Source organism: Methylorubrum salsuginis (genome assembly GCF_900114375.1).
Lineage (GTDB): Bacteria > Pseudomonadota > Alphaproteobacteria > Rhizobiales > Beijerinckiaceae > Methylobacterium > Methylobacterium salsuginis.
Genome location: NZ_FOSV01000014.1, coordinates 58136 through 71543, shown reverse-complemented (window position 1 = coordinate 71543; position 13408 = coordinate 58136). Strand labels below are relative to the sequence as shown.

At 70.0% G+C, this 13408-nt stretch carries 11 protein-coding genes; 9 read left to right on the top strand and 2 right to left on the bottom strand.

From position 1 onward, the window contains the following. Window positions 1-54 precede the first annotated feature (54 nt). From ispG to BM140_RS16440, 7 genes are all read left to right on the top strand, one after another. Window positions 55-1383, top strand: coding sequence for a flavodoxin-dependent (E)-4-hydroxy-3-methylbut-2-enyl-diphosphate synthase (gene ispG, locus BM140_RS16470; protein ID WP_091948668.1), 1329 nt, complete (start codon window positions 55-57; stop codon window positions 1381-1383). A 299-nt stretch (window positions 1384-1682) separates the two neighbouring features. After that, window positions 1683-3677, top strand: coding sequence for a potassium transporter Kup (locus BM140_RS16465; protein ID WP_091948665.1), 1995 nt, complete (start codon window positions 1683-1685; stop codon window positions 3675-3677). Window positions 3678-3982: 305 nt separating this feature from the next. Further along, window positions 3983-6250, top strand: coding sequence for a TonB-dependent siderophore receptor (locus tag BM140_RS16460; protein WP_091948661.1), 2268 nt, complete (start codon window positions 3983-3985; stop codon window positions 6248-6250). A gap of 120 nt (window positions 6251-6370) precedes the next feature. Beyond that, complete coding sequence (locus tag BM140_RS16455) at window positions 6371-6841, top strand: hypothetical protein (protein ID WP_091948658.1); 471 nt, start codon at window positions 6371-6373, stop codon at window positions 6839-6841. Between the two features lie 102 nt (window positions 6842-6943). After that, window positions 6944-8062, top strand: a complete 1119-nt coding sequence (locus tag BM140_RS16450) for a pyridoxal phosphate-dependent aminotransferase (RefSeq protein ID WP_091948654.1) — start codon at window positions 6944-6946, stop codon at window positions 8060-8062. Beyond that, window positions 8059-8994: a prephenate/arogenate dehydrogenase family protein gene (locus tag BM140_RS16445; RefSeq protein ID WP_091948651.1), complete on the top strand. Its 936-nt coding sequence runs from the start codon at window positions 8059-8061 to the stop codon at window positions 8992-8994. Before BM140_RS16450 ends, BM140_RS16445 begins: the two co-directional genes overlap by 4 nt. Window positions 8995-9002: 8 nt before the next feature. Then, the gene (locus tag BM140_RS16440) at window positions 9003-9908 is read left to right on the top strand and encodes a glycosyltransferase family 2 protein (RefSeq protein ID WP_091948648.1); all 906 of its coding nucleotides are present in this window, start codon (window positions 9003-9005) and stop codon (window positions 9906-9908) included. A gap of 12 nt (window positions 9909-9920) precedes the next feature. Here BM140_RS16440 and BM140_RS16435 read toward each other — a convergent pair whose 3' ends face one another. Both BM140_RS16435 and BM140_RS16430 read right to left on the bottom strand, forming a co-directional pair. Continuing rightward, window positions 9921-11024: a DUF2125 domain-containing protein gene (locus tag BM140_RS16435; protein ID WP_091948645.1), complete on the bottom strand. Its 1104-nt coding sequence runs from the start codon at window positions 11022-11024 to the stop codon at window positions 9921-9923. 120 nt (window positions 11025-11144) lie between these two features. Beyond that, a complete protein-coding gene (locus tag BM140_RS16430) occupies window positions 11145-11486 on the bottom strand; it encodes a hypothetical protein (protein WP_091948642.1) in 342 nt (113 codons plus the stop codon). Between the two features lie 329 nt (window positions 11487-11815). On the opposite strand from BM140_RS16430, the gene lptE reads away from it, so the two are divergent. Both lptE and holA read left to right on the top strand, forming a co-directional pair. Next, window positions 11816-12370: an LPS assembly lipoprotein LptE gene (gene lptE / locus BM140_RS16425; protein ID WP_091948639.1), complete on the top strand. Its 555-nt coding sequence runs from the start codon at window positions 11816-11818 to the stop codon at window positions 12368-12370. Window positions 12371-12374: 4 nt separating this feature from the next. Beyond that, window positions 12375-13403 carry a DNA polymerase III subunit delta gene (gene holA / locus BM140_RS16420; RefSeq protein ID WP_091948637.1) on the top strand — a complete coding sequence of 343 codons (1029 nt, stop codon included), beginning with the start codon at window positions 12375-12377 and terminating at the stop codon, window positions 13401-13403. The last annotated feature ends 5 nt before the right edge of the window (window positions 13404-13408 follow it).

Sequence of the window (13408 nt, the reverse complement as noted above, 5' to 3'; positions counted from 1 at the left end):
GCGGAACGCCCCGGCCGGCACGCGCGGAACTAGAGAACGACCCGCGAAGGCACGATGGAAGTCATGGAAGCTCCCGACGCCCTGGCAAACCCGATCGAGGCTCAGAGCCCGAACATGCGCGGGCCGGAGATCGCAGGGCCCGCCCCGCGCCACCGCACCGTCGGCGTGCAGATCGGCGAGGGCGAGGGGGCGGTCACCGTCGGCGGCGGCGCGCCGATCGTCGTGCAGTCGATGACCAACACCGACACGGCCGACATCGACGCCACCGTGGCCCAGGTCGCGCAGCTGGCGCGGGCCGGCTCGGAGCTGGTGCGCATCACCGTGGATCGCGACGAGGCGGCCGCCGCCGTGCCGAAGATCCGCGAGCGCCTCGACCGGATCGGCTGCCACGTGCCGCTGGTCGGCGACTTCCACTATATCGGCCACAAGCTCCTGTCCGACCATCCGGCCTGCGCCGAGGCGCTGGCCAAGTACCGGATCAATCCGGGCAATGTCGGCTTCAAGGAGAAGAAGGACACCCAGTTCTCGACCATCGTCGAGCAGGCGATCAAGTACGGCAAGACGGTGCGCATCGGCGCGAACTGGGGCTCGCTCGACGAGGCCCTGCTGACGCACCTGATGGACGAGAACGCCCGCTCTCCGAAGCCGATCGACGCCCGCGCGGTGATGCGCGAGGCGATGGTGCAGTCGGCGCTGACCTCCGCCGACCGCGCGGTGGAACTCGGCCTGCCGAAGGAGCGCATCATCCTCTCGGCCAAGGTCTCGGCGGTGCAGGATCTGATCGCGGTCTACCGCGAGGTGGCGCGCCGCTCGGACTACGCGATCCATCTCGGCCTGACCGAGGCCGGCATGGGCTCGAAGGGCATCGTGGCGGCGTCGGCCGCCATCGGCGTGCTGCTGCAAGAGGGCATCGGCGACACGATCCGCTACTCGCTGACCCCCGAGCCCGGCGGCGACCGCACCGTGGAGGTGAAGGCCGCGCAGGAACTCCTCCAGACCATGGGGTTCCGCACCTTCGTGCCGCTGGTGGCCGCCTGCCCCGGCTGCGGCCGCACGACGTCTACGACCTTCCAGGAACTGGCCCGCGACATCCAGAACTGGATCACCACCTCCATGCCGGAGTGGAAGAAGACCTATCCGGGGGTCGAGAGCCTGAACGTCGCGGTGATGGGCTGCATCGTCAACGGACCGGGCGAGTCGAAACATGCCGATATCGGCATCTCGCTGCCCGGCACCGGCGAGACCCCGAGCGCGCCGGTCTTCATCGACGGCAAGAAGGCGATGACCCTGCGCGGCGCGACGCTCGCCAAGGACTTCGAGGGCATCGTCGTCGATTACATCGAGCGCCGCTTCGGCCAGGGCAAGCGCACCGCCGCCGAGTGAGGCGCCGCGCACCCCGCGCACACCCATCCGTCAGACGGCAGGGCCCCGGAGCCGTATCCGGGGCCCTGCCCGCGTGATAACGCTGGCTCGACCCGAACGCCCCGCGAGGCCGTGATGTCCGGCCCGACCTTTGCTCCCCCAAGGCATCCGATGCCCGGCCCCCCGGCGCTGCCCGCTGCGGTGAGGCGGGGCGCGCCGCGCTCGACTGAGCCGGCGGCCGGTCGCACACCGACGCATTCCCTTCATGCGACTCCGGCACATGCAACCGGACGACGCGCGAGCGAAAACCCCATTCCCCGATGACCCAGCCTGCCAGCCCGAGCCTGTCGGCCGATCCCAAAGCCTCCCCGGCCCTCGGCGGGCCCGCGCCCGGCGAGGGCGGCCCCGTCGCGACCGCCGCCGGGGCCGTGGACGCCTCCGCGGAATCGGCCCACGGCCACGCCCGCACCGGCTTCTGGGCGCTCACCGTCGGCTCGGTCGGCGTCGTCTACGGCGATATCGGCACGAGCCCGCTCTACGCCTTCCGCGAGGCGCTCGCCCCCTCCCGCGTCGACGGCATCCTGCTGCCCGAGGAGGTGATCGGCACCACCTCGCTCATCATCTGGGCGCTGCTCCTGATCGTCACGATCAAGTACGTCGCGATCCTGCTGCGCATGGACAACAACGGCGAGGGCGGCATCCTCTCTCTGATGGCCAAGGCCCGTCAGGCGCTCGGCGGCTCCAAGATCGTGTTCATGCTGGGCCTGCTCGGGGCCTCTCTGTTCTACGGCGATTCCGTCATCACTCCGGCGATCTCGGTGCTCTCGGCCGTCGAGGGCCTGAAGCTCGTCACGCCCGCCTTCGATGATTACGTGCTGCCGATCACGGTGGCGATCATCGTCGGCCTGTTCGCGGTCCAGAGCCACGGCACCGCCCGGGTCGCGACCTTTTTCGGGCCGATCATGGTGGTGTGGTTCCTGGCGCTGGGGGCGGCGGCGCTGCCCTACATCGTCGGCAATCCCGGGGTGCTGGCCGCCTTCAATCCCTGGTACGCGGTGCATTACCTCCTCGGCCACGGCACGGGGGCGCTGGTGGCGCTCGGCGCGGTGTTCCTGGCGGTGACGGGCGCGGAGGCCCTGTTCGCCGATCTCGGACATTTCGGGCGCCGGCCGATCCAGGTGGCGTGGCTGTTCCTCGTCGCGCCCTGCCTCGTCCTCAACTATCTCGGTCAGACCGCGCTGGTGCTGGCCAAGCCCGAGACCACCGATCCGTTCTACCAGCTCGTGCCCGAATGGGGCCTGATCCCCATGGTGCTGCTCGCCACCATCGCCACGGTGACGGCGAGCCAGGCGGTGATCACCGGCGCGTTCTCGCTGTCGCGGCAGGCGATCCAGCTCGGCATGCTGCCGCGCATGGAGATTCGCCACACCTCGGAGGCGCATTCGGGCCAGATCTACCTGCCACGGATCAACATGCTGCTGGCGCTCGGCGTCGTGATCCTGGCCATCACCTTCCGCTCGTCCTCGGCGCTGGCCTCGGCCTACGGCATCGCGGTCACCGGCACGATGCTGCTCACCGCCTGCATGGCCTACGTGGTGCTGTGGAAGGTGGTGCGCCTGACGCCCGTCGTCGCCGGCCTCGCGATCGCGCCCTTCATCGTCATCGAGTTCCTGTTCATGCTCTCGAACCTGCTCAAGGTGCATGAGGGCGGCTACGTCCCGCTGATGCTCGCGGGTGGGCTGATGCTGATGATGTGGACCTGGGTGCGCGGCGTGGCGATCCTCGTCAACAAGACCCGCAAGACCGACGTGCCGCTGATCGAACTCGTCGGCATGCTGGAGAAGAGCACCTCGTATCACCGGGTGAAGGGCACGGCGGTGTTCCTGACGAGCGATCCCGACATCGCTCCGGCCGCACTCCTGCACAACATGAAGCACAACAAGGTGATCCACGAGAAGAACGTGGTGCTCACGGTCGAGACCATGGACCGCCCCCGCGCCCCGGAATCCGAGCGCGTGCGGATCGATCCGGTCGGGCCGGGCTTCTACCGGGTGGTGATGCGCTTCGGCTTCATGGAGACGCCCAACATCCCCCGGACCCTGGCGCTGTTGAAGCGCGAGGGCTTCAAGTTCGACATCATGTCGACCTCGTTCTTCCTCTCGCGCCGCTCGATCCGCCCGGCGGCCCATTCGGGCATGCCGCTGTGGCAGGACCGGATCTTCATCACGCTGGCCAAGAACGCCAACGACGCCACGGACTTCTTCCAGATCCCGACGGGCCGCGTCGTCGAAGTCGGCACCCAAGTCACCGTGTAACGGGTTCCCAAGGCCAAGCCCTCTGGCGGTGCGCCGGGGCGGAGCCCTGGCCACAACCTGACGCCCCGTGCCGCACACCGCGACACGGGGCGCGCGCATTTCTGTGACCCCCCCGCTACAGGCCCCCGGCTTTCTCTGAGGTTGGCCCGCGCGCGCCTTGCCCCGCAGACCTGGGCTGTTACGGCTGTGCTTACGAAAAGCCTGTAATAACAGCAGTTTAGCATAATTCCAAACTGTCGATCCGGTGGCGCGAGAGGCTCGCGGCCGCCCGGAACGGCCGTTCGGGGTGGATAGGGTTCACGGTGATGCGGTCGGTTCACACACGCGTCGGCAGACACGGATTGCGGCGTGCGGCCCTGGCGGGCGCCTCGCTGCTGGCCCTCACGGCCGGCGCGCTCGCCCAGCAGAGCACGCGCCTCGACGAGATCGCCGTCGAGGGCTCGGGCGGCAACGCCACGGCCGGTCGTGCTCTGCCGGGCCCGCGCGGACCCGCGGCGGCTCCGCTGCGCGAGAACCCGCTTGGACCGGTCGATGGTTACGTCGCGACCCGCTCGGTCTCTGCGACTAAGACCAACACCCCGCTGCTCGAGACTCCGCAATCGGTCACCGTGATCGGACGCAAGCAGATCGAGGCGCAGGGCGCGCAGACGCTGACCCAGGCGACGCAGTACACCGCCGGCATCTACTCCGGCACCTTCGGCCCCGATCAACGCCAGGATTACTTCACTCTGCGCGGGTTCGTCGCCAGCGACTACGGCATCTACAAAGACGGCCTGCAGATGCTGAACTACGGCTTCGGCACGATGAAGATCGAGACCTACGGTCTCGAGCGCATCGAAGTCATCCGTGGGCCGGCCGCGACCCTGTTCGGTGCCGGCAATCCCGGCGGCATGGTCAACCAGATCACCAAGCGCCCGACTACGACGGCGTTCGGCGAGGTCGAAGTCGGTGGCGGCTCGTTCGGGCAGGTCTACGGGGCGTTCGATGTCGGCGGCCCGGCCGACGAGTCCGGGCACTTGTTCTATCGCCTCACCGGCATCGGCCGGATGGGCGGCACGCAGGTCGATGGCGCGGATGCGGATCGGGCCTATATCGCGCCGGCCTTCACGTGGCGCCCGGATGCCGGCACCTCGCTGACCGTGCTGACGAGCTACCAGCGCGATTCGAGCGCGGTGACGGCGAACTTCCTGCCTTATCTCGGAACCGTTCGTCCCAACGTGAGCGGCTTGCGCATCGATCGCTCCCTCAACGTCGGCGACCCGCGCATCAACACGTTCCAGCGCGAGCAGGCCTATGCCGGCTACGAGTTCGAGCACGCCATCGACGCGACGTGGACCGTCCGTCAGAACCTTCGCTACTCGTTCAGCGACGCCATCCAGAACTCGTATATCGGCCAGATCGGTTATACCGATGCCGATCAGAGGCCCCTGCTCGGGACACAGACCCAGCTCGGCCGCTATCAGTTCAACTTCAGCGACAAGGTCAACCTGTTCCAAGTCGACAACCAAGCGGAGGCGCGCTTCTCCGACGGCCTGTTCCTGCACGACGTGCTGTTCGGAGTCGATTACAAGAACTATACGCTGCACGACAACCAGGGCTCGATCTTCCCCGGACCGAGCCTCAACCTGCTGAACCCGGTCTACGGCATCGTCACCGGGCGTCCCCTGCCGTATCAGGTCAACGTCAACCGCTTCGATCAGCTCGGCCTCTACGTTCAGGACCAGATCAAGCTGACCGATCGCCTGACCCTGGTCGGCGGCCTGCGGCAGGACTTCGCCCAGAGCGACGTGGATACGAAGCTCAATCCCCTGGGAAGCACCTCGCGCAAGGATCAGGCGCTCACGGGCCGGATCGCGCTGCTCTACAATTTCGATCCCGGCATCGCGCCTTACGTGTCCTACTCCACCTCGTTCCAGCCTCAGATCGGGCTTGACGCCCTAACGCTTCAGTCGCTCAAGCCCGACCGGGGCGAGCAAGTCGAGGTCGGCGTGAAGGTGGAGCCGCTTGGGGAGAACTACTCGTTCACCTTCGCCGCGTTCGACCTCGTGCGCGACAACGCGCCGTTCCCAGTCGTGGCGGACATACCGCCCTTCTTCGGCTCGACTCAGCTCGGGACGGTCCGCTCGCGCGGCGTGGAGGCTCAGTTCGCCGCCAACCTCTTCGACGGCCTCAACGTCGTCGCGGCCTTCACGCACTACGATCTCGAATACATCAAGGTGAACGATCCGCGCCTCATCCAGCTGTTGGGCAAGACACCGACCAACGTGCCCGAGACGCTCGCATCGATCTTCGCCGACTACACCATTCCGACCGGGGATCTGCGCGGCTTCGGCTTCGGCGGCGGCGTGCGCTACGTCGGACGCTCGTTCGCCAATCAGCTCAATTCCCTGCAGGTGCCGGAATACGTCCTGTTCGACGCGACGGTGCATTACAACTGGGGCAACAACTGGCGGGCTGCCATCACGGCCGCCAATATCGGCGACCGGCGCTTCGTCAGCTCGTGCCAGTCGGCCAACTCGTGCTTCTACGGTGAGGCCCGCCGCGTCATCGCGAGCGTGAACTACCGGTGGTGAACCGCCGCAGGGCCCGTCCGTGGGCCCTGGCCGAGCTTTGACGCGGTCGTCGGCCGGACTATTTCGGGGCTCTCCGACTTTAAGCGGATCGTGAGAATCCGTGTCCCTGAGGAACGTCCGATGTCTGCCCGTCTCCTGATCGCCGCCGCCCTCGTCGGCAGCTCTCTCGCTCCTGCCCTGGCGCAGGAGCCTGCCACGCCGCCCGCCGCCACCCCGCCGGTGCAAGAGAACAAGGCACAAGAGAACAAGGACGCCGCGGGCCCGCGGCCGATCCGCAACGCGCCGAGCCCGCGGGCGCTGGAATTCGCCGCCTACATCTTCTCCGCCGTCAACGTCTGCGGCTACGTGCTGGGCACGAGCGAGTTCGAGGCGCTGCTCGCCAAGCAGAACACCCGTCCCGAGGATGTCAGCCCGCGCGGGCCGTTCGGCAACCGGGTGATGGGCATCTTCACGCTGATGTCGAACCAGATGAACCTCAACCGCGAGCAGGCCTGCATCGCGGTGGCCGGCGAGTACGGCCCCGAGGGCACGGTCGCCAAGAACGTCCTGCTGCCGCCGGGCACGACGCCGCCCGAGGCGAAGCCGAAGTAAACGGAAACCCAGCCCCGCGGGAGCCGGTTCGCGGATCGGCTCTCGCGTGAGCGCGAAATGCTGTAGAGGGACGGCTCTTCCGTATCGCCGCCCCGTGCTGCCATGTCCGCTTCCCCGTCTGCTCTTCGCCCCCTCCCCCGTCCGGGCGTGCTCGCCATCGAGGCCTATGTGCCCGGCAAGAGCGCCGCGCCGGGTGTCGCCAAGATCCATAAGCTGTCCTCGAACGAGACGCCGCTCGGCCCGAGCGCCCTCGCCGTCGAGGCCCTTCAGGCGGAGGCCGGCACGCTGGCGCTCTATCCCGATGGCACCTCTGCGCGCCTGCGCGAGGCCATCGGCGCGCGCTACGGGCTCGATCCGGCCCGGATCGTCTGCGGCGCGGGCTCGGACGAACTGCTGACCCTGCTGGCGCTCGCCTTCGTCGGCCCCGGCGACGAGGGCATCTTCAGCGAGCACGGCTTCCTCGTCTACCGCATCGCCATCCTGACGGCGGGGGGCACCCCGGTCGTGGCGCCGGAGACCGACCTGACCGCCGATGTCGATGCGATCCTGGCCGCGGTCACGCCGCGCACCCGCATCGTCTATCTCGCCAACCCCAACAACCCGACCGGCACCTACCTGCCCTTCGACGAGGTGCGCCGCCTGCACGCCGGCCTGCCGGGCAACGTGCTGCTCGTGCTCGACGGGGCCTATGCCGAATACGTGCGCGCCAACGACTACTCGGCGGGCCTGGAGCTGGCGCTGGAGGCCGGCAACGTCGTGATGACCCGCACCTTCTCGAAGATCCACGGGCTGGCGGCGCAACGCATCGGCTGGATGGTCGGCCCCGAGCCCGTGGTCGATGCCCTCAACCGCATCCGGGGGCCCTTCAACCTCTCGGCCGGCGCCATCGCGGCGGGTGCGGCGGCCATCGCCGACGACGCCCATGTCGCGGCGGCGGTCGCCCACAACGACGAATGGCTCGCCTGGCTCACCCGCGAGGTCGAGGCTTTGGGGCTGACCGTCACGCCGAGCGTCGGCAACTTCCTCCTCGTCCACTTTTCGGACACGCCCGGCCGCACGGCGGCGGAGGCCGACGCCCACCTGACCAGGGCCGGCGTGATCGTGCGCCGCGTCACCGCCTACGGCTTGCCCGATGCGCTCCGCGTGACGGTCGGCAGCGCCGAATCCAACCGCGCGTTCGTGGCCGCGCTGACCGACTTCCTGCGCGGAGCGGGCGCGTGAGCGTCGAACGGCTCGCCATCGTCGGCCTGGGGCTGATCGGCTCCTCCATCGCCCGCGGCGCGCGCACCTACGGGCTCGCGAACACCATCGTCGCCATCGACCGCGATCCCGGGGTGATCGAGCGGGTGCGGGCGCTCGGGCTCGCGAATCTCGCCACGACCGACGCGGCGGAGGGCGTGCGGGGGGCCGACCTCGTGATCCTGTGCGTGCCGGTCGGCGCCATCGGCACCGTGGCCGAAGCCATTGCGCCGCATCTGAAGCCCGGCGCGGTCGTCTCCGATGTCGGCTCGGTCAAGGCCGCGGTGGTCGCCGCCGTGAGCCCGCATCTCGCAGAGACGAACGTGTTCGTCCCGGCCCACCCGGTGGCCGGCACCGAGTATTCCGGGCCGGATTCGGGGTTCAGTACCCTGTTCTCGAACCGCTGGTGCATCCTCACCCCGCCGGAGGCCGCCGACGAGGCGGCGGTCGAGCGGGTGCGGGCGCTGTGGCAGGGCCTGGGCGCCATCGTCGAGACGATGAGCCCGGAGCACCACGACCTCGTGCTCGCCATCACCAGCCACGTGCCGCACCTGATCGCCTACAACATCGTCGGCACGGCGGCCGACTTGGAGGAGGTCACGCAGTCCGAGGTCATCAAATTCTCGGCCGGCGGATTCCGTGACTTCACCCGGATCGCGGCCTCCGACCCGACCATGTGGCGCGACATCTTCCTCACCAACCGCGAGGCGGTGCTGGAGATGCTCGGGCGCTTCAACGAGGATCTCTCGGCCCTGTCGCGGGCGATCCGCTGGGGGGACGGCGAGGCCCTGCACGAGCTGTTCACCCGCACCCGCGCGATCCGCCGCGGCATCGTCGCCATGGGCCAGGAGACGGCGGAAGCCGATTTCGGCCGCGCCCGCAACGCGGCCCCCTCCGCTCCGGTCCAAGGCTGAGGAGCCCGATGCGCCGTCTCACCCTCGTCACCGTCGTCCGCGACCAGGGCCCTCGCCTCGTCGAGTGGCTCGCCTTCCACCGCGCGGCGGGGGTGCGCGACGTCGTGGTCTATGACGACGAGAGCCGCGACGACACCGCCGCGATCCTGGCGGCGCACGCCCCCCTGGGCGTCGTCCGCGTGCCCTGGCCCGAGGCCCGCGGCGCGGCCCACCTGCTGACGCCGCAGGACCATTTCCTGGCCTCCCGCGCCCGGCTATTTCCCTTCGCGGTCTTCCTCGACCCCGACGAGTTCCTGATGCCGCTGCCGGGCGACGACATCGAGCGGTGGCTGCGCGAGGTGCCGCCCCATGCCGGGGTGGTGCAGTTCGCGCCCCGCGCCTTCGCCCCCGTGGCCGGGGCGGCGGCGACCGACCTCGTGCTGCGCCGCTTCGCCCCCGCCCTCGACGGGGCCGGGGCGGAGCGCCGCCCGGCCCGCGGCCTCTACCGGCACGGCGCCGTCACGCTGATCCGGGACGCGCTGTTGCCGGAGGTGATCCAGGGCGAGCGCCTCGCCGCGGACTTTTCGGCGTTCGAGGACGCGATCCCGGCCCCGTCGCGGGGCGGCAAGATCCGTCTCGCCCGTTGCGACGAAGCGGTCGCGCCCGCCGCCGGCCGCCCCGACCCGACGGCGCAGGACTGGATCGGCCCGACGCTCGCCGAGATGCGTCTGTTCCTTGCCGACCTGCGCGAGCGCGCGCCCCGGGAGGCCGCGCGCTTCCGGGCGCTGTCCGTGGACGTACCGGAACTCGACGCGCCGGTCGAGACCGGGGAACTGGCGCGGTGGCGCCGGCGCCATCTCCATCGCCGTCGCCTGGAAGCGGCGGGGCGCAGCTTACGCCGGATGGTGATCCGCCGCGGCCCCGCGCCCTGGTGAGGCGGCGTCGCCTCAATAGAGCGGCGGCAGGGCCACGTTCGGCACGGCGAACGGCCCGAGCATCAGCCGGCCGTCGCCGAGCTTGAGCGTCGGCAAGGGCTTGAGCGCATCGGCGCCGTTGTCCGCATCGGCGGCGGCGCCCTCCTCCTTGCGGCGCAGGCCGCCGAGGAACTGCCCGACGAGGTTGCCGATCATCGCCCCCTTGTCGGCGCCGTAGCGCTGGCCCATCACCTGCCCGACCAGCGCCTCGAGGCCGACCGCGCGCAGGTCGAACCGCCCCTCGGGGCGATGCGCGGCGTCGATCCCCACGGCCCCCTTGGCCTGGAGCCGGCGCTCGCCCTTGGCGATCGACAGCCGCGTCACGTCGAGCCGCCCGCCGGCTTGGCGCCACGTCTCCAATTCGCGGGCGACGGTGCCGGTGCGCAGCACGGCGGCCTGCTCGATGGTGGTGTCGAGGTCGATATCAGCCGGGTCCGGGCTGCCGGCCAGCGCGTCGAGGCGCGGCACCGCCGCCTGAGCGAGGCGCAGGCTCACATCGATGGCACCGTCGGAGGCGAAACGCCCCGGCGTCGGCCGGGCGTGCAGTTCGAGATGGCGCGCCGCGAAATCGATCGGGCCGGGATCGGGCGTGTTCACCACGCCCTTGGGCCCATCGACCACGAGGGAGGCCCGGCTGAAGCCGTCGGAGGCGGCGTGGAAGCTCGCCTCCAGCGAACTCCAGGTCACGTCGGCGTTCAGGTCGCCTTGCTCAACCCGGAACGGGCCGGCGGCCTCCAGCAGGACGAGGCGCGGATCGTAGATCTGGACGACTGCGGTGATCGGCCCGAGGGAGAAGTTGCCGTCCGAGCGGGCGAAGCGCAGCGAGGCGCAGCGCAGTTCGAGCCGGAACGGGTAGCCGGTGATCGAGCGGTCGGCGCAGGTCCATTGCCGCCCGGCCTGCGCCTCCTGGGCGAGCCAGCCGTCCATCTCGCTCTCGGCCCGCGCCCGGATCAGGAACCAGCCGACCGTCCAGGCCAGCACCAGGGCGCCGAGGAGGATATAGGGGAGGAACAGGCCGATCCGCCTGCGGGGCCGATGCGCCGGTCCGCCGGAAATCGAAGTGTCAGTCTGCGCCATCAAGGTCGTCCTGCGCGGCCCGGCGAAGCGGCCGGGCGGCCCGTGTTTGAAGACGGGCCGCGCGCAAGGCAAGTGCGCGGTGTGCCGCCGCCGTTCGATCCGCGGCGGCAGGAGAGGGCGTTACGCGGAGGCTGCTTCGTCCAGCACGAGATCGGCGACGATGGCGCGACGCGCGTCGTCCCCTTCAGCGAGGCGATGCACGTGCATCTCGGTCGCGCCCTTTTGACGGACGCGGGCGAGCCAGCCGCGGGTCAGCCGCTCGCGCGGGCTCTCGCCGGTCGCCGTCACGGAGACCGGCTGGGCGATGCCGGCGCCGTCGCGGCGCACCGCGATCAGCACCGCCGGGCCGACCTCCGCGAGATCGGAGGCGGCAATCTCGTGGACGCCGACGACGTAGCGTCGACCCGAGCGCCCACGCCACGCGCTCAAGGACAGGGCCGGGGTGCCACGCAGACCCGCCATCGTTCGCAGACGCTCCTCACGCACATCCGCTCTCCGGGTTCGATCGTCCCTCAGGTCGCGCAGCGCGACCGACCAGGACAGGGCTCGTTTGTTCGCCATTTGTTCTAATTTACCCCGCGCGTTCGCTCAGCGTCAAGGCGTCGTCGAAGGCGTGAATGCGATAGAGGGGAAATGGGAATCCGCCGCCTCCCGTGCAAGCACGACACGCCATCACGGTCTCGCCGCAGAGGGTTCGTAAAGCATGGGTCGCGTAGGATGACCGGGCGTGAGGCTTGTCGTACAAGCGGAACTGTTACGCGTCGGGTCGGGGAGCAGCCGTGAGGCATCGGATGGGTGTGGCGTCGAACAGGCCGGTTGCCCGGATCGCGCGGGTTACGCTCGTCCTCGGGCTCGCACTCAATCTCGGCGCCTGCTTCCGCCCGCTCTATGGGCCGACCGCCTCGGGCGAATCGATGCAGACCGCCCTGGCCGCGATCCAGGTCGACGACGTGGCGATGGCGCAGGATCAGGAGCGCCTCGGGCACTACCTGCGCAGCGAGCTGATCTTCGCCCTCGACGGCTCGGGCCAGGCCGGCCCGCCGAAGCGCTACCGGCTGAAGATGCAGGGCAGCGAGCAGGTGCAGACGCCGATCGTCTCCTCCACCACCGCCCGCGCCGAGGCCGGCACCATCGTCGGCACCGTGCGATACTCGCTGGAGAGCACCGACGGGCAGCGGGTCATCACCGAGGGGGTCGCCACCTCGACCGCGACCTACGACCGCTCGATCCAGCGCTTCGCCTCCCTGCGCGCGGCGCGCGATGCCGAGATCCGGCTCGCCAAGGTGCTGGCCGAGCAGATCAAGACACGCATCGCCTCCGTCCTCGCCGTGAAGCCGAACAGCTGAGACCATGACGGCGGTCAAGGCCGGGGATGTCGAGGGCCTGATCCGGCGCGGGCCCGATCCGCGCGTGCCGGTGATCCTGATCTACGGCCCCGATACCGGCCTCGTCGCCGACCGGGCGGCGCGGCTGATCGCCAAAATCGTCTCCGATCCCGACGATCCCTTCGCCCTGATCCGCCTCGACGGCGACGTGCTGGCCGGCGATCCCGGCCGCCTCGTGGACGAGGCCGGCACCCTCGGGATGTTCGGCGGATCGCGCACGATCTGGGTGCGCTCGGGCAGCCGCAACTACGCGCCCGCGGTCGATGCCGCGTTGAAGGCGCCGATCGAGGGCGCCCGCATCGTCGTGGAAGCCGGCGACCTCGCCAAGTCGGCCCCGCTGCGCACGCTCTGCGAGGGCTCCCCCAAGGCGCTCGCCCTGCCCTGCTACCCCGACGACGAGCGCACGCTGGCCGACCTCATCGACCGGACGCTTCAAGAGGACGGCCTGCGCATCGACCGGGATGCCCGCGACCTTCTGGCCGGCAGCCTCGGCAGCGACCGCCGCGCCAGCCTCTCGGAGATCGGCAAGCTCGCCCTCTATGCCCGCGACCAAGGCACGGTGTCGGTGGAGGATGTGGAGGCGATCGTCAGCGATGTCGGCGCCAGCATCCTCAACGAGCTGATCGACGCCGCCTTTGCCGGGCGCGCCGCTGAGGCCGAGCGCACCTATCGCCGCTTTCGGCACGAGGGCATGGATCCCTCCGCGATGCTCGGCGCGGGGCTTCGGCACGCCCTGCAATTGCTGTCGCTGCGGCTCGACAATCCCCGCGGCAGCGCGAGCCAGATCGTCGCCAACTGGCGCGGTCTGCATTTCCGCCGCAAGGCCACCGCCGAGACGCAGCTCGCCCGTTGGTCGGCGGAGGGCCTACGCCCGGCGGTGGCGTGGCTGCAGGACGCCGTGCTGGCCTGCCGCCGCGCCGAGCCGGACCTCGCCCACGCCCAGGCGCAGGCGATCTTCTTGAGGATCGCCGTCGAGGCTTCGCGGCGGCGCTGACGCGA

Coding starts and splice junctions, on each gene's coding strand:
- BM140_RS16430 (WP_091948642.1), bottom strand. CDS start 11,486: ATGGCGGGTCTGCGTGGCACCCCGGCCCTGTCCTTGAGCGCGTGGCGT.
- BM140_RS16460 (WP_091948661.1), top strand. CDS start 3,983: ATGCGGTCGGTTCACACACGCGTCGGCAGACACGGATTGCGGCGTGCG.
- ispG (WP_091948668.1), top strand. CDS start 55: ATGGAAGTCATGGAAGCTCCCGACGCCCTGGCAAACCCGATCGAGGCT.
- BM140_RS16440 (WP_091948648.1), top strand. CDS start 9,003: ATGCGCCGTCTCACCCTCGTCACCGTCGTCCGCGACCAGGGCCCTCGC.
- BM140_RS16455 (WP_091948658.1), top strand. CDS start 6,371: ATGTCTGCCCGTCTCCTGATCGCCGCCGCCCTCGTCGGCAGCTCTCTC.
- lptE (WP_091948639.1), top strand. CDS start 11,816: ATGGGTGTGGCGTCGAACAGGCCGGTTGCCCGGATCGCGCGGGTTACG.
- BM140_RS16450 (WP_091948654.1), top strand. CDS start 6,944: ATGTCCGCTTCCCCGTCTGCTCTTCGCCCCCTCCCCCGTCCGGGCGTG.
- holA (WP_091948637.1), top strand. CDS start 12,375: ATGACGGCGGTCAAGGCCGGGGATGTCGAGGGCCTGATCCGGCGCGGG.
- BM140_RS16465 (WP_091948665.1), top strand. CDS start 1,683: ATGACCCAGCCTGCCAGCCCGAGCCTGTCGGCCGATCCCAAAGCCTCC.
- BM140_RS16435 (WP_091948645.1), bottom strand. CDS start 11,024: ATGGCGCAGACTGACACTTCGATTTCCGGCGGACCGGCGCATCGGCCC.